Here is an 18,369-nt window from a genome sequence, read left to right as displayed (position 1 = left end):
AGCGTCCATGGAGGCCCTGCACCTGGTACTCGACGCAGTCACGGTCGTCTTCATCGCGGCGCTGTTCCGTGCTTGCGGACTGAGGTGATCGGCTGAGCCGCCTGCCGAGGGCGCGGGAGCGTCGATACCATCGCCTGGTCGGGGACGGAAAGTGAGTCGACGCCAGCATGACTGACGCAGCGAGAGGGGAGCCCGTCGGCGGATTGCCCGGCCGGGCGCGAGAAGTCGCGATCCTGCGGGCGGTGCTGGCGGGCGAAGGTGGCCCCTGGTGCGTGGCGGTCACCGGCGAACCGGGGATCGGCAAGAGCCGGCTGCTGACGGAGCTGGGGAAGCTCGCGGACACAGCAGGATGGACGGTCCGCAGCGCACGCGCGGCGGAGTTCGAGTCCCACATCCCGTTCGGTGTGTTCGTCGACGCGCTCGACGACCAGCTCGCCGAGCTGGGCCCGGAGCGTCTCGCCGCCCTCGGACGGCAGCGGCTCGCACTTCTCGCGACCGTGTTCCCGGCGATTCCCGCTGCCGGTCCCGCCGACCTGGTCGACGCGGAGCGGTACCGGCTGCACCGGGCGGTTCGGGCGTTGCTGGAGCTGGTCGCCGAGCCGTCCGGCCTGGTGCTCGTCCTCGACGATCTGCACTGGGCGGACGAGGGTTCGGTCGAGCTGCTCGACCACCTCTTGCGCCACCCGCCCCAGGCGCGGCTGGTCCTGGCGGTGGCGGGCAGGCCGCGGCAGACGTCGCTGCGGCTGTGGCACGCGCTGTCCCGCGCCGTGACCGACGGGGCGGCCGAGCTGCTGGAACTCGCACCGCTGAGCCAAGCCGACGCCGGCCACCTCATGCCGGAAAGGCTGGGCCGTTCCCGGCGGGAGGAGCTCTACCGGGCCAGTGGCGGAAACCCGTTCTACCTGGAAGCCCTGGTGCGGGCCGGTGAGCGGGGTATCGCCGTCGGTGATGCGGCGCTCCACCCCGACGGGGCGATCCCGGTGGCGGTTCACGCGGTGCTCGCCGCGGAGCTGGCCGCGTTGACCCCGCAGGAGCGGGTCGTCGCGCACGCCGCCGCGGTCGTGGGCGACGACTTCGAGGCCGATTCGCTCGCTGAGACAGCGGCCATGGACGCCGGGTCCGTGCTCGCCGCGCTCGACCGGCTCGCCGAGCGTGACCTGGTGCGGCTGGACGGCGCGACCGGCCGGTTCCGGTACCGGCATCCGCTGGTGCGCAGCGTCGCCTACCAGGACGCCGGTCCCGGCTGGCGGCTTCAGGCACACGGCCGGGCCGCTTCGGCACTCCGGAGCCGGGGCACGCCGCCGGCCGAGTTCGCCCGGCACGTGGAGCGATCCGCCGTCCGCGGTGACCTGGAGGCGGTCGCGGCGCTCACCGAGGCGGCCGAGGCGACGATGCACACCACGCCGACGACCGCCGGGCACTTCCTGCGGGCGGCCATCCGGTTGCTCCCCGACTCGGAGTCGGCCACGCCGCAGCGCCTGATCCTGCTGGGCCGGCTGGCGCAGACACTCGGCGCCACGGGCGACCTGCGGCAGGCCAGGGAAACCATGCACGAGGTGCTGCGGCTCCTGCCTGCCGAACTCACCCGGATCCGGGCACAGACAGTGCGGGCCTGTGCGACGGTGGAGCAGATTCTTGGGCGCTACACCGAGGCCAGGGCGATGCTGCACAGCGAGTGGAAACGCGTCGAAGGTGTGGACGCCCACGCGGCGGCCGTCCTGCTCGTCGCACTCGTCGCCGGTGAAAGTGCCGAGCGCGAACACGGACAGGACCGGGTGGCCGAGGCGATCGCCGCCGCGCGGGAAGTCGGGGATCCGATGCTGCTGGCGACGGCGTTGTCGGCCGCGACGCTCATCGACCGGCGGGCGGACCGGCTGGACGAGGCGGCCGCACTCCTGGACGCGCTGCCCGACAGCGACCTGGTCCGCGACATCGATGCGGCGTTCTGGCTGAGCTGGTCGGAAATCTCCGCCGACCGGCTCACGGCGGCGAGCCGGCACATGAGCCGCGGCCTGCAACTGGCCCGCGCGAGCGGGCAGTCCCACAAGATCGCGCTGCTGACCGCGATCCGCGGCATGGTGCATGCCTACCTCGGCGAGCTGGCGGCGGCGACGACCTGCTTCGACGACAGCCTGGAGTCGGCGGAACTGACCGGCAGCGAGGAGCTGCGCGTCATGGCGTTGACCTTCGGGTGCTGGATCACCACCTGGCGCGGCGACCTGGCCGAGGCGATCCGCCTGGGCAAGGAGGCCATCGTCGTCGACGACCAGGCGACGGCCATGAGTTCCTGGCGCAGTGGCCAGGCCGAGGCGATGCTGGCGCAGGCGATGTTGCACTCGGGTGATCCGCACGCCTGCATCGAGCTGCTGCTCACCAGTGGCGGTGGGGCCGAGCTGCCCGCGGTGGGCCTGCGCACCAGGCCGTTGGTGTACCTGCTGCTCACGGAGGCGGAGGTCGCGGCCGGCCGGGTTGCCGCGGCCGCGGCATGGGCCGACCGGGCGGAGGACGCGGCCGGTCGGCTCGAGCTTCCGCTGCGCACAGCCATCGCACAGCAGGCCCGCGCGATCGCCACGCTGCCGACGGATCCGGCGGCAGCCGCACCGCTCGCTGTCGCCGCTGCCGGCACGTTCGGCCGGATCGGGGTGGCCGTGGAGGCCGGGCGGGCACACTTGCTCGCCGCGACGGCGTTCGGCGGCAGCGGGGCGCTCGACCAGGCCCGTACGCACCTCGTGTCCGCCCGCGCGTTGTTCACCCGGTGTGACGCGCAGCTGTTCCTGCCGTAGGTCGCGCGTGAGGAGCGGCGCCTGAACGCGCGCGGCCCGCGGCCCGAAAGGGGCGCCCAGCGCTTCGACTTGACCGCCCGTGAGGTCGAGATCGTCAACCTGGTCTCGGACGGCCTGACCAACCGGGACATCGGCCTCCGGCTGCACCTGAGTCCCAGGACCGTCGAAGTCCACCTGGGCCGGGTCTACGCGAAGGTCGGCGTCTCCGGTCGTGCTGCTCTGGCCGGCGTGTGGGCCGCCGCGGCGCGTGATTGAGGACGCCACGGCGGCCGACGACTCAGTTGCCGAGGTCGCGTACGTACAGGTTGAACTTCCGGCTGGTGCCGTCACCGCCCAGGTTCGTCGCACTGGTCGTGAAAGCGACGTGGTGGCCGTCGGCCGAAATCGAGGGGCTGTAGCTGTAGCCATCGCTCTGCGAGCCGTCATTGGTGACGCTGACCCTGGTCGTGGTGGCGGTCACCCTGTCCCGCACGAACACGTCCCAGCTTGAGTTGGTGTCGCCGGTCACCAGCTTGTCCTCGCCGGACACGAACGCGATGTAGCGGCCGTCGGCGGAGAGCGTCGTCCGCTCCTGGCCGGGGGTGCTGCTGTCGCTCAGGCCATCGGGGCCGAGGTTCACCTGCGTCGTCGTCCGGGCAACCCGGTCGTACAGGAAGATGTCGGTGTCGTACGGACCGCCGGTGTCACCCGCCACCAGATTCGACGCGGTGGATTCGAACGCGACGTAGCGGCCGTCGGCCGAGATGGTCGCCGTGCGACTGGCGGAATTGCCTTCGTTGCCGTCGGGACCGACGCTGATCCGGTCGGTGCGCCCGGTCAGCTGATCGTGCACGAACACGTCGTCCGCATGGTTGTTGTCGGGGAACAGGGACAGTGTCCTCGCCCCGGAGGAGAAGGCGACGTAGCGGCCGTCCGCCGAGATCGACGGCAGTTGGCTGATGTCGTCACCCTGGCGGCCGTTCGAGTCGACGCTGACCCTGGTGGTCTCACCGGTCTGCCGGTCGCGCACGAAGACGTCGTGGATGTCGTTGGTGTCGCCGGACACCAGGTTCGACGCGGGAGAGTCGAACGCGACGAAGCGGCCGTCGGCGGAGATCGACGGATGGAAACTCTCACTGTCGCTCTGCTCGCCGTGCCTGCCGACGCTGACCCTGCTCGTCTCACCGGTCTGCAGGTCGTGCACGAAAATGTCGCGGTAGCGGTTGGTGTCGCCGGACACCAGGTTCGACGCCGTGGACTCGAACGCGACGTAGCGGCCGTCGGCGGAGATCGACGGATTCAGGCTCGTGTCGTTGGCCTGGTTGCCCGCGGAGTCGACGCTGACCCTGGTGACGACGCCGGTCTGCCGGTCGCGCACGAACACGTCGGACGCTCGGTTGGTGTCGCCCGCCACCAGATCCCTTGCCAGGGAAGCGAAAGCCACGTAGCGGCCGTCGGCGGAGATCGACGGCCCGCCGGCGGAGTTGCTGATCGGCACCGTGCCCGCGGGCCCCGGGTCGGCATCCGTGGCATGGGCGACGCCGCCCGACAACAGCGCCGCGACGATTCCCGGCGCGAGCACTGCGCGCCCTGCGTTGCGGATTACGGAGAGACGTCTCATGGGTGTCCTTCTGTTCGGTTCGCCGCCACGGCAGCCGGTTGTCCGATCAGCGTTCCGTGTCGGCCCGGCCGAAGCATGAGGGAACCCCCTACACCTCCACGAGTCGCGCGCTGCGCGCAGTGACCCGCGCCCACAACGACGCCTGCTTCACCCGACACCGGCCCCCGTCCGCCGTCGTCCGGGCATCGGGACGATGGGCTCTCAGGGTGTCGCGGGGGCTCCCGGGCAGATATGGTGCGCGAGTTGCCCGTCGTTGACAAAAGATGAGCGGCAAGTACGTATCCAAGCAAGGGAGTTGCGTTTTTATGGCTCGGAAGAGAAGAACCGCCGCTTCGTTCGCGGCCGTGTCGATGCTCGCTCTGGCAGCGACGACGCTCGGGACCGGCACTGCGAGTGCGGCTCCGACCTTCACCTTCAAGTGCGTCCACCTCACGTCGCCCAGCGAGTGGGAAACCGTCGCCTACAACCAGGACGGCCACTACGTCGGCCTGGCGCTGTTCGACCAGGACCCCTACGGCGGCAGCCCGGGTGACGCTCTGTACGCCACGGACGCGGAGTCCGACGGGTTCTGGGTGGAGGCACACCTGAGCACGGGCCGCGTCGCGAGCACCAAGGGACACACCGCGGGGTACACCGCCGGACCCGTCACGGGGGATCTGCCGGAGGACCACACGTACTACCTGTCCATCGAGATGCACAATTCCGAGTGGATCTACAGCTCACAGGGCTGCACTGCCAAGTCGTGACGACTCATGGCGGGTTTCGCCTCGAAGTCAGGGCAACGTGGGCCTCGATGACTGCAGCGACTGCGCCCCGCCACTCGGGTTCCGGCGCGGCCCCCCTTCAGCCCGCGCTCGTCCATGCATCCGGGAGGGGGGCCAGCACCGCGGAGACGACCGCGCCGGACGAGGCCGCGACATCGGCCAGGAAGCGCAGGCGTCCGATGCCGAGTCGTCGTAGCGCCGGACCGTGGTCGACGGCGACGACGAGGGAGACGGCGAGCAGGAGAAGCCGCCACAGGGACATCACCGGGCGGCGCATCACGCGGGGCAATTCCGCCAGGGAGGCGTGCAGCCGCTCGCAATGGAACGGGACGTGGCGCTGCTCGTCGGCGAGGATCCGCCCCGCCACATCGGAGGTGAGCGCGTCGTCGGTGCCCTCGCGCAGGGCCCGGTAATAACGCAGTGCCACCACTTCCGCGATCATCAGCACGAGCAGTTCCATGCGCAGGCCCATGAGACGCCGCAGCCGTACGAATGCCGTGTCGCTCCAGTGGCCGGTCAGCGTCGGTACGCCGCCCGCAGCCAGCAACCGCGCGAGCAGACGGGCGTGGTTCTGCTCTTCGGCGACGAAGAGCCGGACCGCCTGCGCGTAGTCGCCGTCGCCGGCCTCGTCCGCCTTGCCGACGAGATTGGCGCCGTCACCGTCCTCGCCGACCTGGAAGCGCTGAATGCTGGCCCAGACCGCCGGATGCAGCGTCGCGCTCTGCCCCCAGTCCGGGTCACCCTGGGCGTGCCTGCGCTCGCGCTCGTCCTCGAACCGCCGTGTCCACTTGGCGAAGCCGTCCGTGTGCACCCGGTCTCCCCTCTCCGGGGCACAGCCACCCGTCCCCCGGAGAGGGACGACGCCGGCGGGCGCCGAACCGTTCCCCATGCCGGGGCGGCGCCGGAACCGCCCCGGAACGGTGCCCATTCTGCTGTCCCGCCTCCGGGGGCCCAGGCGGACTCCAGATCCGACGGCTGCCGGCCGTGAAACGGCCCCCGGACGACGGCGGGCCGTGGCGGCGATGCCCGATCGCCCGTCGCCAATGGAAGATCATCATTCCGCTAGGATCACCCCCCGCTATGTCATGAACACGGGGGAGTGTGATCTGTGAACCACACAAGCGGTACACATGCGGGGGCGCGCGGCGCGGTCAGGGGGATGTCGCTCATCGGGATGTCGCTGTCCCTGGCGCTGCTGACCGGGTGCGGCGGTGACGGTGGCGGTGATGCGACGGCCGGCGGCGACAAGGCCACGGCGCCCGCCCCGGCCGCCAAAGGCGCCGTGAAAGGCCCCGCCTACCGCGGGCCCGCGCTGCCCGGCTTCGCCGCACGGCCCGCCTGGAGCCTGCCCGCCGAGGGCACCTCGGCACCCGGCGTACTCGACCTCGGCTCCACCCTGCTGCTGGCCAAGGACGCGCGGGGCGACTACGCCGGCACGCCGACCGAGGGCATGCTGTCCGACTCCGAGGAGGCCGAGCCCCTCACGCTGGAGTTCCGCGACGTGAAGACCGGCGCCGTCCGCAAGGCGCTGAAGGTGAAAGCCAGGACGGTCGAGGCGGTCACCTGGCACGACGGCGCCCCCGTCGTGGCTGTGACCTCCTCCACGACCAGCAAGTCCGACGGCCTCACCGAGGCGAGGACCACCACCACGGCCACCCTGTACGGCGCCGACGGCGGCGAGCTCGCCAAGGTCCCCTCGTACGAGCGGGGCACCCTGCTGGACGGCTACCGCGTCGAGAAGGCCGGCGACACCCTCCGCCTCACGCCCGTCGACGGCGGCCCGTCCCGCACGGTCACCTGCACCGGCACCCTCGCCAGCTGCACCTACGACGCCGAGACCGGGCAGGCGGACGCCTCGGTGGCCCATGCCCCGCTCATCAGCGGCGGCTACTACCCGGGCTTCCTGAACGCCAGCAACTACCAGACCGAGCCCGAGCAGATCACGCTCAACGAACTCGCCACCGGCAAGCAGGTGTGGAGCACCGCCGACGCGAAGATCCCCGAGGGTGTGGAACTGGACGACAAGGGCCACCCCGAGAGCGAGGAGAAACGCATTCTGCGGATCTCCGGCGGCAAGGTCCTCGTCGGCTGGAAGGCCGGCTCCTCCCTCTCCTCCGGCAGCTGGATCCACGCCTGGTACGACCTGAAGAGCGGCGCACTCCTCACCTCGTACAAGGGCGCGGCGGAGGTGCTGTTCTCGCCCTCCGGCGACCTCGCCGCCCGGGACGTGGTCAAGTTCGAGGACTTCCCCGGCACCGCCGTGTGGCAGACCGCCGACGGCAAGCGGCTGTGGGAGCAGCAGGACGGCGAACACACCCTCGACCCGGTCCGCTTCACGGCCGACGGGTCGGTGCTGTACGGGGTGACGGACGACAAGAGCGCCACCGACACCGGCATCGCGGTGGACACCCGGACGAAGAAGGTGCTGGCGAAGAACCTGTCCGAGGAGAACATCCCGTCCGTCGACACGGCGACCGGTTACGGCTACGTCGGCACGGACGCGGGCCTGTTCGTCTTCGCGCCGGCGTGAGCCTGTCCGGATGTCGGTCCCGGGCCGTTGTGCGACGGCTCAGTCCTGGGCCGTCAGCTCCTGTTCCAGGGCGCGTTCGTATGCGGTCAGGGGGAGGTCGGGGCGCAGGCGTTCGGGGTGGAGGGGCGGGGGGTCGCAGTGGCCGGGACGGGGGTCCTCCGGGGGGACCCAGACGTACATGCGGCCCGCCGCCATCAGAGTGCCGTAGATCGCCTTCAGGACGCGCAGCGCTCTCGTCGCCGTCATGCTCCTCATGAGGTCGCCGCGGCGAGCCGGGGGGCGGGGGCGGTGTCCTCGGCGCCGGTGTGCGGGCCGGCGCTCCACGTCCACAGGGCGGACAGCGCGACCGGGGAGGGGGCGTGGCCCTCGGTCCACAGCCTGGCCGCCGCGGTGAGGACCGACTGGCGGTCGGCCTCCGCCGTGCCGGGGCGGCCCGGGAGCAGCGGTACGGCGGCGCTGGCGCCGAGGCGTACCGCGCGGTGGCGGCGGGCGAAGGCGGTGAGGGTCTGGCGCGGGCCCGCCTCGATCAGGAGCATGTCGTCGGCGGCGAGCAGGGACTCCAGGGCCTGTTTGAAGTACACCGTGTCGGTGATCTGGCGGGCCCAGAAGCGGGGGCTGACCGCCTCCTCGGGGCGCAGCAGTTCTCCCGTGTACCCGGAGTACAGCGGCAGCGTCGGCGGGCGCAGGGGGATGTTCCGGTAGGCCGCCTCCACGGCTTCGGACGCGGGGGCCATCGCCGGGGAGTGGAAGGGGCTGGTCGCCGGTACGGTGACCACGGTGAGGCCGTCCGCACGGAGCGCCTGGGCGATCTCGGCGAGCGGTTCGGCGGGACCGGCCAGCATGGTCTGCTGGTTGGCGTTGACGGCGGCAACGGCCACGTCGTCGCGCAGGTAGGGGCGCAGGCGGTGCTCTTCCGCGGCGACCGCGAGCATGCCGCCGGGCGGGATCCTCACCGCCTCGCGGACGCGTTCCATGACCATGGCGACGGCGTCGGGCAGGGCGACGGCGCCGGCGATGGTGGCGGCGACGAGTTCGCCCGCGCTGTGGCCCAGCACCGCGGTGGGGCGCACTCCCCAGCCGATCACCATGCGGCCGAGTGCGTAGTCGACGGCGAACAGCAGCGGCTGGGCGCGGCGTACGTCGTCGACGGGGATCAGCGGGCGGCCGTCGGTGAGCCAGTCCGCGCGGATCCGCGGGCCCTCGTCGCCCATGTGGGACACGGCCGCGTCGAAGGCGGCGGTGAACACCGGCTCCCGCCCGTACAGACCGGCCGCCATGGCGTGGTGCTGGGAGCCCTGGCCCGGGAAGAGCAGGGCGACGGGCCGGGGCCTGGCCGCGGTGACCGCCTTCGCCTTGTGCACGGCGGCGGCGGACAGCGCGGCCACGGTGACGGCGGCGCCGCGCACCGGTCCGGGCTCGGTGCCGCACGGCACCACGGTGGGCAGCGCGGGGAACGCCTCGTGGTGCAGGCCCGAGAGCAGGGGCAGCAGTTCGCCCCGCACCCGCTGCTCGTCCTGTTCGTCCCGGCCCGACCACAGCAGCAGCCGGTGCCGGCCGGGGTCGGTGGCGCGGTGGCCGTGCGTCAGGGGCATCAGCTCGGGCGCGGTGCCGGGGTCTGCGGGGGTGGCGGGGTCGAGGATGCCGAGGACGGTGTCGCCGTCCGCGACCGCCTCCGCGGCGCGTTTGACCGCGTGGACCGTGATGGTCCCGGCCTCGGGTTCGTCGAATCCGGCGACGAGCGCGAAGTCGGCGGTGCCGTCGTGGAGTTCCTGGTGGGCGAGGCGCAGGGCGCGGCCGGGCGCCGAGGCGGTCCGTACCGCGAAGCCCTCGTGTTCGGGGGCGAGGGCGGGGTCGGGTGCGTGCGCACCGACGTAGACGACGGTCCGTACGGGCAGGTCGCGTGGGGAGCGGCCGAAGGCCCGCAGCACCGCCGAGACCGCGGCGGCCGACGCCGGCACGGGCGCCCTGTCCTCTCCCGCGGGGCCCGGACGGACCATCAGCCTCCGGATCACCGCGCTGTCAGCCGTCAGCGGCATGGGTACCTCCTCGTGGGCCGCGGACCGCCGCGGCCGGTGGGGCAAGGATCGAAAGGAACCAGGGGGCGTGGGGGGTGGGTCGGGTCGGGGAAGGAGGAGTGCGGGCCGCCCCTGGCGGCGGGGGATCCGGAATCGGGGCGGCCCGCACTCCGGCTCAGGCCGCGTCGCCCTGGGCGGAGTTGATGAGTTCGAGCAGCGCGCGGGGGGTCTCGGCGTCGACGACGGCGTCGTCCGGAACGCTGATGCCGTAGGTGCGCTGGACCTCACCTATGACCTGCAGCAGGGCGAGCGAGTCGTAGCCGAGTTCCAGGAAGGGGGTGTCCAGGACGTCGCCGTCCAGGTCGACGCCCTCCTCCTCACCGGCGCTCTCGCGCAGCATCCGGGTCAGGTCGGCCAGGGTGACGGTGGTGCTCGTGGTGGTGGTCACGGTGGGTCCTCCGTTGGGTGATGGGTGTGGTGCCTGGCTCACTGAGGGCGGTTCACGCCGTGCGGCGTACGACGAGTGCCGCGTTGAAGCCGCCGTGGCCGCGGGCGAGAACCAGTGCGGTGCGCAGGTCCGCCTCCCGGGGCGCCCCGGTGACCAGGTCGATCGGGTGGCCGGCGGCGGAGTCGACGCCCGCGGTGTGCGGGATCACCCCGTCGCGCAGGGCGAGCAGCGCGGTGGCCGCGTCGAGGGCGGCGCCGCCGGCGAGCAGCCGCCCGGTCAGCGACTTGGGCGCCGTCACCGGTACGGCGTTCGGGCCGAACACCTCCGCGAGGGCCTCGGCCTCGGCCCGGTCCAGGTCCGGGACCCCGGCGGCGTCCGCGAAGACGACGTCGATGTCGGCGGGGGCGAGTCCGGCGTCGGCGAGGGCGGTGCGGGCGGCCCTGGCCAGGCCCGGCGGGCGGCCCGAGCCGGGGGCGGGGTCGAGCGTGGCGGCGTACCCGGCGATCTCGCCGTAGATGTGGGAGGCGCCGCGCTCGCGGGCCGCCGCGAGGTCCTCGGCGACCAGGATGGCGCCGCCCTCTCCCGGCACGTATCCGTTCGCGTCGGCGGAGAAGGGCAGGAACGCGCGGGCCGGGTCCTGCTCGGTGCTCAGCAGGCCGGTGGCCAGCTGCGGGACCCAGCCCCAGGGGCAGATGCCCGCGTCGACGCCGCCGGAGACGACCGCCTGGAATCCCTTGCGGACATGGCGGCGGGCCTGGCCGATCGCGTCGATGCCGCCGGCCTGTTCGGTCAGCAGGACGCCGCTGGGGCCGCGCAGCTTGTGCCGGATGGAGATCTGGCCGGTGTTGACGGCGTAGAACCAGGCGAAGGACTGGTAGGCGCTGACGTGTTCCTTGCCCTTGCTCCACAGGTTCTGCAGCTCGCGCTGGCCGAACTCGACGGCACCGCCGGACGCCGAGGTGACCACGCCGATGCCGTACTCGGGCAGTTCCCCGGTGTCCAGGCCGGCGTCCTGAAGGGCCCATTCCGCGGTGGCCAGGGCGAGGCGGGTCATGTGGTCGGTCTGCGGCAGGAGCCGGCTGGGGATGTGCTCCTCGGCGACGAACCCGGGCACCTCGCCGGCGAGCCGGGACGGGTAGCGGGTGGCGTCGAACCGGGTGACCGGGCCGATGCCCGACTCGCCGGCCAGTGTCGCCTTCCAGTAGTCCTCGGTGCCCAGACCGTTGGGCGCGGCGATGCCGAGGCCGGTCACCACGGTGGTCGTGGTCATGCGATGCTCCTTTCCGGTCGCGCGAGGACCATCGCGCTCTGGAAGCCGCCGAAGCCGCTGCCCACGCTGAGAACGACGTCCGTCCTCTTCTCCCGGGCGGTCAACGGGATGTAGTCGAGGTCGAGTTCGGGGTCCGGCTCGTGCAGGTTGGCGGTGGGCGGCAGCACGCCGTGCTCCATGGCGAGGGCGCAGGCGGCGATCTCCAGCGAGCCGATCGCGCCGAGCGAGTGCCCGATCATCGACTTGATGGAGCTGACCGGGGTCCGGTAGGCGTGCTCGCCCAGGCTGCGCTTGAACGCGCCCGTCTCGTGGCGGTCGTTCATCTTGGTGCCGGAACCGTGCGCGTTGATGTAGTCGATCGCGGCCGGGTCGAGCCGGGCCTCGGCGAGGGCGGCGTCGATGGCCTCGGACATCTCGCGGCCGTCCGGCTTGAGCCCGGTCATGTGGTACGCGTTGCAGCGCTGGGCGAAGCCCGCGATCTCGGCGTAGATGTGCGCGCCCCTCGCCCGGGCGCTCTCCAGCTCCTCCAGCACCAGTACGGCCGCGCCCTCCCCGAGGACCAGGCCGCTGCGGGTCCTGTCGAAGGGGCGGCAGGCGCTCTCGGGGGTGTCGTTGCGCGGGGTGGTGGCGAGGATGGCGTCGAAGCAGGCGGAGGTGATCGGGGAGATCGGGGCCTCGGTCGCGCCGGCGATCATGATGTCGCAGGTGCCCTCGCGGATGAGTTCCACCGCGTGGCCGAGCGAGTCCAGGCCCGAGGTGCAGCCGGTGGAGACCACGGCCGCCGGTCCTTCGGCGCCGGCCGCCCGGCCCACCTCGGCGGCCATGGAGCTGGGCACGAAGTGCCGGTACAGGTGGGGAATCGCGTACTCGTGGTCGACGAGCCACTCCCGGCCGCCGTCGCTGACCACCGCGTACTCGCGTTCCAGGCTGGTGGTGCAGCCGACCGCGCTGCCGAGGGAGGTGCCGATCCGGCCCGGGTCGAGGGCCGAGGTGTCCAGGCCGCTGTCGGCGAGCGCCTCACGGGTGGAGACGACCGCGAACTGCGCGGCCCGGTCCAGGCGGCGGGCCTCCTGCTGGGAGAGGCCGGCGGCCAGCGGGTCGAAGTCGCACTCGGCGGCGACCCGGGAGCGGAACGGGGAGGGGTCGTAGAAGGAGATGGTGCGGGTGGCGGTACGGCCGGCGGTGAGCAGGTCCCAGTACTCCTTGACGCCGATCCCGCCAGGGGCCACGGCACCCAGTCCGGTGATGGCAACTCGACGCATCATCTACCTCGCCTTCGACGGGGCGGGGTGCTTCGCGCACTCCCTGCCGGATGGAACTGTGCGGGCCACTGTCGATCCCTTCGTCCGGAGCACTGCGGTGTCGCGGCGGCCGGGGCTGCCGTGGATGGGAACTCGCCCCGGCCGGCCGGCCCGGACGGCCGGCCGCTTGTGGCACGCCGCCGTATCCGGTGAGCCCATGGAACGTGCCGGTCCTCGACGGAGGCTCGTGTACGCGTGGACCTGTCTCCGCGGGCCCTCAGGTGGGACCGTTGCCGTGCTTGCGAGCAGGGATTTCGGCCTTTTTTCCGCGCAGCACGGCCAGGGAGCGGATCAGTACGGAGCGGGTCTCGGCCGGGTCGATGACGTCGTCCACCAGGCCGCGTTCGGCGGCGTAGTAGGGGTGCATCAGCTCGGTCCGGTACTCCTTGATGCGCTGTGCGCGCACCGCCTCCGGGTCATCGGAGGCGTTGATCTCCCGGCGGAAGATGACGTTCGCGGCACCCTCCGCGCCCATCACGGCGATCTCGTTGGTGGGCCAGGCGAAGGACAGGTCGCAGCCGATGGAGCGGGAGTCCATGACGATGTAGGCGCCGCCGTACGCCTTGCGCAGCACCACGGAGATCCGGGGCACGGTGGCGTTGCAGTACGCGTAGAGCAGTTTCGCGCCGTGCCGGATGATGCCGTTGTGCTCCTGGTCGACGCCCGGCAGGAAGCCCGGCACGTCGACCAGGGTGACCAGCGGGATGTTGAACGCGTCGCAGGTGGAGACGAAGCGGGCGGCCTTTTCGCTGGCGTGGATGTCGAGCACACCGGCGAGCACGGCGGGCTGGTTGGCGACGATGCCGACGGTGTGCCCGTCGAGGCGGGCGAGCGCGCACACCACGTTGCGCGCCCATGCCTCGTGGACCTCGAAGTACTCCCCGTCGTCGACGAGTTCCGCGATGACGGCGCGGACGTCGTAGGAGCGGCCCGGCTCGGCGGGTACGAGGTCGCACAGGGCCTCCGTGCGCCGGTCCGCGGAGTCGCCGGCCGGTGCGGCGGGCGGCAGTTCACGGTTGTTGGACGGCAGCAGGGAGATCAGGAACCGTACGTCCTCCAGGCACTCGGTCTCGTCGTCGTACGCGAAGTGGCAGACGCCCGAGACGGTGGCGTGCGGCTCGGCGCCGCCGAGGCCGTTGTGGGTGATCCGCTCGCCGGTGACCGCCTGCACGACGTCGGGTCCGGTGATGAACATCTGCGCGGTCTCGCGCACCATGAACACGAAGTCGGTGAGCGCGGGCGAGTACGCGGCGCCCCCGGCGCACGGGCCGAGCATCACGCTGATCTGCGGGATGACCCCGGAGGCGGCGACATTGCGGCGGAAGATCCCGCCGTAGCCGGCGAGCGCGGTGACGCCTTCCTGGATGCGGGCGCCGGCCCCGTCGTTGAGCGACACCAGGGGTGCTCCGGCCGACTCGGCCAGGTCCATCACCTTGTGCACCTTGGCGGCATGGGCCTCGCCGAGCGCCCCGGCGAAGACCCGGAAGTCATGGGCGTACGCGAAGACGGTACGGCCGTGGACCAGGCCCCAGCCGGTGATCACACCGTCGCCGTGCGGCTTTCTGTCCTCCAGGCCGAACCCGGTGGCGCGGTGCCTGCGCAGCGGTTCGATCTCCGTGAAGGTGCCCTCGTCGAAGAGGACCGCGAGCCGTTCGTGGGCGGTGAGTTTGTTCTTCGCGTGCTGGCGCCGGGTGGCGTCGGGGTCGGGGCCGCGGCTCACTTCCTCTTTGATACGGCGCAGTTCGGCGGCGGCCCGGCGCAGGTCAGGGGTGGTCGAGGTGACCGTGAGGTCGTCGAGGATCGTCATCGGCCGAACGTAGGCCCGCCCCCTCGAACCCGGGTCGAGGATGCGCCGGGGCCTCAGCCGGCCGCGGAGGAGGACACCACGTCCAGTTCCGGGTCCGCCGAGAGGATCGACTGGTGCAGGCGCTGCAGCCGGGGCGAGGGCTCCAGGCCGAGCTCCTCGACGAGCGAGCCGCGCAGCCGCTGGTACGCCTCCAGGGCCCGCCATGCGTTGTTGCAGCGGTGCAGCGCGGTCATCAGATGGGCGCAGAAGTTCTCGTGCATGGGGTGCTTGGCCACCAGGACGCGCAGCTCGGGCACGAGCTCGGCATGGCGTCCGAGGTGCAGGTCGGCCTCGATGCGCCGCTCCAGCGCCGCCATCCGGTCCTCTTCGAGCCGCAGGGACTCCAGTTCGAGTACACCGCCCACGCGTACGTCCACGAGGGCGGGTCCCTGCCACAGGGCGAGGGCCTTGCGCAGCAGTTCGGCCGCGGTCCGGTGGTCGCCGGCCTCGTGGGCGTCACGGCCGGAGGCACACAGCTGCTCGAACTCCTGGACGTCGATCTGCCCCGGCTGTACTTCGAGCAGGTAGCCCCCGTGCTGGGTGACGAGGATGTCCTTGGGCTGCCGGACCGGGTCGCCGTCCAGGGCGGCCGCGATCCTGCGGCGCAGCTGGAGGATGTAGGTCTGCAGCGTGGTGGCGGCGCTGCGGGGTATGTGCTCGCCCCAGATCTCCTCCATCAGCGTCGGTACGGTGACGACGCGTCCGGTCTGCAGGGCGAGAAGAGCGAGAATCTGCCGTGGCTTGGCGGCGGTCGGCACCACCGAGACGCCGTTCAGTTCGGCCGTGAGTCGACCCAGTACCTTGATGTCCATGTGATCACTCTCCCGTCTCGCACGGGCGGAGCCCGCCCCCGTATCGCGCGGGCTGTGCCGTCGGCGGCGGACGACGGCCGCTGCCTCCCGAGCATGACTAGAGCCTGGCAGCAGCCGGGTTCCAGCCCCAGTGCGCAGGTCACGAAGAGACCTATGAAAATGTCATACCGCGATGGTGACGACCGCACTGTGCGTTCTTGAACAGCGCCCCCCAGAATTCGGTCAGGCGGGACCCGCCGAACGAATTCACGATTCGCAGCGTCTCTCACCACTCATGACTCTGGAGGGCTCCATGAGCGCGTTGACCATGCCCGCCCCGGCCCGTTCGGCCGGAACGACCTCCCAGGACCACCGCATCGCACTGCTGACGGCGCGTGCGGGACTCGAACCGGAGCTCGCCGCACGTTATCTCACCGACCCGGTGTCGGTCCTCGCGGAGTTCGGAGTGGTGGCGGCGGAGCCGGTGTATCTGTCCGGCGCCACCGGGAAAACGTTTGTGCTGGAGGACCTGGACCGGATGGACACGTCCATCAGTTACGACAGCATCTGGTGCAACCAGCAGGGCCCGATCGTCGGCTCCCTGCCCCTCGCATGAACAGAGCCGCCCTGCCCTCCGCGGCACCCCAGGTGGGCTTCAAGCCCCACCTGCGCGTCGAGGTCGTCGGCGGAGAGGCCGTGTATCTGCTGTCCGAGCGCGGTACGACCGCCCTGCACGGTCCGGACGTGGAGATTCTCGCGCCGCTGCTGGACGGGACCCGGACCCTGGAGGCCGTTCTCCAGGAGGCCGCGGCCGTGGTGGACGTCGCCGCTGCGGGCCGGACGATCGCCGCGCTCGCCCAGGCCCAGCTCATCGGATATCGCGCTCCGTCGGCGGACGCCGCGGCCGAAGCGTACTGGGAACTCGCGGGCCTGAGCGGCGCGGGCGCCCAGGCGGCGCTGCACGGCACGCCGGTGCACCTCCTGGTGCTGGGCCGCACGGACCCCGGGCCCGTCCGCGAGGAGTGCCTCGCCTCCGGTCTCACCCTGGCCGACGACGACGCGTCCGCCGCGTTCACGCTGGTCGTGTGCGAGGACTACCTGGACCCGGCGCTGGCCGGCGTGGACGCTCGGCACCGGGCCGCGGGCCGGCCCTGGCTGCTGGCCAAGCCGTGCGGCGTCGAGGCCTGGGTCGGCCCGGTGTTCGGGGTCGCCGGCCGGGCCTGCTGGTCGTGCCTGGCGCACCGGCTGCGCGGGCACCGCGCCACGCAGGCGCCGGTGCAGCGGGTACTCGGGCTGCCCGGTCCGGTGGCGCTTCCGCGGGCCTTTCTGGCGTCCGTCCGGGCACTGGGGCTGCAGAGCGCCGTTCTGGAGACGATGAAGTGGGTCGCCGGGATGCGCTACGCCGAACAGGCCGACCTGTGTACCGTCGACACCCACACCCTGCGTACCCGCCACCACACGGTGACCCGGCGCCCGCAGTGCCCCGAGTGCGGCGACCCCGCTCTGGTGGCGGCGGGCGTACAGCGCCCGGTGTGCTTCGTCTCCCGCCCGAAGTCGGCCACGGCCGGCGGCGGTCACCGGGCGCTGCCGCCCGAGAGCGTGCTCACCCGCTACCGGCACCTCGTCGACCCGCTCACCGGTGTGGTCCCCGAGCTGCGGCCCGCCCCCGGCACTCCCAAGGGCCTCAACCACTATGTCTCCGGCCGCAACCCCGCGCTGCGCGCCGACTCGCTCGCCGCCCTGCGGCACGGACTGCGCAGTCACAGCGGCGGCAAGGGGATCACACCGCTGGAGGCCGAGGTCGGCGCGCTGTGCGAGGCGGTCGAACGCTACAGCGCGACCCGCCAGGGGGACGAACCGGTCGTGGTCGACACCCTCGCCGGGCTCGGTGAGAGCGCGCTGCACCCCAACGCCTGCCAGTTGTACGCGGACCGGCAGTTCGCCGAGCGGGAGCGACACAACCGCACGGCCGCCGGGTTCCAGCAGGTCCCGCCGCCCTTCGACCCGCATGCTCCCACCGAATGGACGCCCGTGTGGTCGGTGACCGCGGGCACCCACCGGCTGCTGCCCACCTCGATGCTCTACTTCGGGCCCGCACCCGGCGGACGGCTGTCGGCGCCGTGGGCGGACTCCAACGGCAACGCGGCCGGCAGCAGCCTGGAGGACGCGGCGCTCCAGGGATTCCTCGAAGTGGTCGAGCGGGACGCGGTGGCCCTGTGGTGGTACAACCGCACCCGGCAGCCCGCCGTCGACCTGGACGCCTTCGACGAGCCCTGGCTCGGTGAGATCCGCGCGGCGTACGCCGGGCTGCGCCGCGATCTGTGGGTGCTGGACCTCACCGCGGACTTCGGCATCCCCGTCATGGCCGCCGTCTCCTGCCGCAACGACAGAACGGCCCAGCGCATCTGCTTCGGGTTCGGCGCCCATCTCGACCCGCGTACGGCACTGCGCCGCGCGGTGACCGAGATGGCGCAGCTGCTCCCGCCTTCGGACGTGGAAGCGGAGGCGGACGGCGGGTTCGCCTCCCTCCATCCGGAACTGGCCTCCTGGTGGTCGGGGGCGACCACCCGGAATCAGCCATATCTCCTGCCGGACCCGGCCGAGTCGCCCCGCACACCCGATAGTTATGTGTATAAGCCACGAAATGACCTGCTGGGCGACCTCACAGCGGTTCAGAGGCTGGTGGAGGAGCGCGGCATGGAACTGCTCGTCCTCGATCAGACTCGGCCTGACGTGCGGCTTCCCGTGGTGAAAGTGATCGTTCCCGGAATGCGTCCCTTCTGGGGCAGGTACGCGCCCGGCCGGCTCTTCGACACCCCCGTGGCGCTCGGCCGCCTTCCGCGCGCGACGCATTACGACGACCTCAACCCGATTCCGTTGTTCGTGTAAATCCGGTTGAGGTCAGCCATCGGTGGCCCGTTCCTACGGTGAGCCATACCATGCGTTGCGCCATGTCTCCCGGGCGAGGAGGTCACGATGCCGGAAACTTCCCGGAGAACGGAAGGTACCGAGGGTGCCGCT

Annotated in this window: 15 protein-coding genes; 6 read left to right on the top strand and 9 right to left on the bottom strand. The window is 72.0% G+C overall.

Annotated features, from left to right (window positions below; all coding sequences use genetic code 11):
• Positions 1 to 167: 167 nt before the first annotated feature.
• Both ACIGXP_RS38075 and ACIGXP_RS38070 read left to right on the top strand, forming a co-directional pair.
• The gene (locus tag ACIGXP_RS38075; protein WP_399776303.1) at positions 168 to 2,783 is read left to right on the top strand and encodes an ATP-binding protein; all 2,616 of its coding nucleotides are present in this window, start codon (positions 168 to 170) and stop codon (positions 2,781 to 2,783) included.
• Positions 2,784 to 2,852: 69 nt separating this feature from the next.
• Positions 2,853 to 3,038, top strand: coding sequence for a helix-turn-helix transcriptional regulator (locus ACIGXP_RS38070; RefSeq protein ID WP_399776301.1), 186 nt, complete (start codon positions 2,853 to 2,855; stop codon positions 3,036 to 3,038).
• Between the two features lie 22 nt (positions 3,039 to 3,060).
• On the opposite strand, the gene ACIGXP_RS38065 is transcribed toward ACIGXP_RS38070, so the two are convergent.
• The gene (locus tag ACIGXP_RS38065; RefSeq protein ID WP_399776299.1) at positions 3,061 to 4,383 is read right to left on the bottom strand and encodes a TolB family protein; all 1,323 of its coding nucleotides are present in this window, start codon (positions 4,381 to 4,383) and stop codon (positions 3,061 to 3,063) included.
• Between the two features lie 305 nt (positions 4,384 to 4,688).
• On the opposite strand from ACIGXP_RS38065, the gene ACIGXP_RS38060 reads away from it, so the two are divergent.
• Complete coding sequence (locus tag ACIGXP_RS38060; protein WP_363215297.1) at positions 4,689 to 5,129, top strand: hypothetical protein; 441 nt, start codon at positions 4,689 to 4,691, stop codon at positions 5,127 to 5,129.
• Between the two features lie 97 nt (positions 5,130 to 5,226).
• On the opposite strand, the gene ACIGXP_RS38055 is transcribed toward ACIGXP_RS38060, so the two are convergent.
• Complete coding sequence (locus ACIGXP_RS38055; protein WP_399776297.1) at positions 5,227 to 5,958, bottom strand: ferritin-like domain-containing protein; 732 nt, start codon at positions 5,956 to 5,958, stop codon at positions 5,227 to 5,229.
• A gap of 348 nt (positions 5,959 to 6,306) precedes the next feature.
• On the opposite strand from ACIGXP_RS38055, the gene ACIGXP_RS38050 reads away from it, so the two are divergent.
• Complete coding sequence (locus tag ACIGXP_RS38050; RefSeq protein WP_399776295.1) at positions 6,307 to 7,677, top strand: hypothetical protein; 1,371 nt, start codon at positions 6,307 to 6,309, stop codon at positions 7,675 to 7,677.
• A gap of 39 nt (positions 7,678 to 7,716) precedes the next feature.
• On the opposite strand, the gene ACIGXP_RS38045 is transcribed toward ACIGXP_RS38050, so the two are convergent.
• The 7 genes from ACIGXP_RS38045 to ACIGXP_RS38015 all read right to left on the bottom strand — a co-directional run bounded on the left by ACIGXP_RS38045 (position 7,717) and on the right by ACIGXP_RS38015 (position 15,369).
• Positions 7,717 to 7,923 carry a DUF6059 family protein gene (locus ACIGXP_RS38045; protein WP_363215300.1) on the bottom strand — a complete coding sequence of 69 codons (207 nt, stop codon included), beginning with the start codon at positions 7,921 to 7,923 and terminating at the stop codon, positions 7,717 to 7,719.
• A gap of 5 nt (positions 7,924 to 7,928) precedes the next feature.
• A complete protein-coding gene (locus tag ACIGXP_RS38040) occupies positions 7,929 to 9,713 on the bottom strand; it encodes an acyltransferase domain-containing protein (protein ID WP_399776292.1) in 1,785 nt (594 codons plus the stop codon).
• A gap of 154 nt (positions 9,714 to 9,867) precedes the next feature.
• On the bottom strand, positions 9,868 to 10,092 hold the full coding sequence (locus tag ACIGXP_RS38035) for an acyl carrier protein (protein ID WP_399776369.1): 225 nt from the start codon (positions 10,090 to 10,092) through the stop codon (positions 9,868 to 9,870).
• A gap of 100 nt (positions 10,093 to 10,192) precedes the next feature.
• Positions 10,193 to 11,410, bottom strand: a complete 1,218-nt coding sequence (locus ACIGXP_RS38030) for a ketosynthase chain-length factor (RefSeq protein WP_399776290.1) — start codon at positions 11,408 to 11,410, stop codon at positions 10,193 to 10,195.
• Positions 11,407 to 12,672: a beta-ketoacyl-[acyl-carrier-protein] synthase family protein gene (locus ACIGXP_RS38025; RefSeq protein ID WP_363215323.1), complete on the bottom strand. Its 1,266-nt coding sequence runs from the start codon at positions 12,670 to 12,672 to the stop codon at positions 11,407 to 11,409. The genes ACIGXP_RS38030 and ACIGXP_RS38025 overlap by 4 nt, the downstream gene beginning before the upstream one ends.
• A 256-nt stretch (positions 12,673 to 12,928) precedes the next feature.
• Positions 12,929 to 14,518, bottom strand: coding sequence for an acyl-CoA carboxylase subunit beta (locus ACIGXP_RS38020; protein ID WP_363215303.1), 1,590 nt, complete (start codon positions 14,516 to 14,518; stop codon positions 12,929 to 12,931).
• Between the two features lie 53 nt (positions 14,519 to 14,571).
• On the bottom strand, positions 14,572 to 15,369 hold the full coding sequence (locus tag ACIGXP_RS38015) for a BTAD domain-containing putative transcriptional regulator (protein WP_399776288.1): 798 nt from the start codon (positions 15,367 to 15,369) through the stop codon (positions 14,572 to 14,574).
• 292 nt (positions 15,370 to 15,661) lie between these two features.
• Between ACIGXP_RS38015 and ACIGXP_RS38010 the strand changes: the two genes are divergently transcribed.
• Both ACIGXP_RS38010 and ACIGXP_RS38005 read left to right on the top strand, forming a co-directional pair.
• Positions 15,662 to 15,964 carry a hypothetical protein gene (locus tag ACIGXP_RS38010; RefSeq protein WP_399776286.1) on the top strand — a complete coding sequence of 101 codons (303 nt, stop codon included), beginning with the start codon at positions 15,662 to 15,664 and terminating at the stop codon, positions 15,962 to 15,964.
• Complete coding sequence (locus ACIGXP_RS38005; protein WP_399776284.1) at positions 15,961 to 18,237, top strand: TOMM precursor leader peptide-binding protein; 2,277 nt, start codon at positions 15,961 to 15,963, stop codon at positions 18,235 to 18,237. Before ACIGXP_RS38010 ends, ACIGXP_RS38005 begins: the two co-directional genes overlap by 4 nt.
• Positions 18,238 to 18,369: the final 132 nt, after the last annotated feature.

Origin of the sequence: Streptomyces sp. NPDC053069, from assembly GCF_044546895.1 — a bacterium.
Taxonomy (GTDB): domain Bacteria; phylum Actinomycetota; class Actinomycetes; order Streptomycetales; family Streptomycetaceae; genus Streptomyces.
This window is presented reverse-complemented; position numbering and strand designations above follow the sequence as displayed.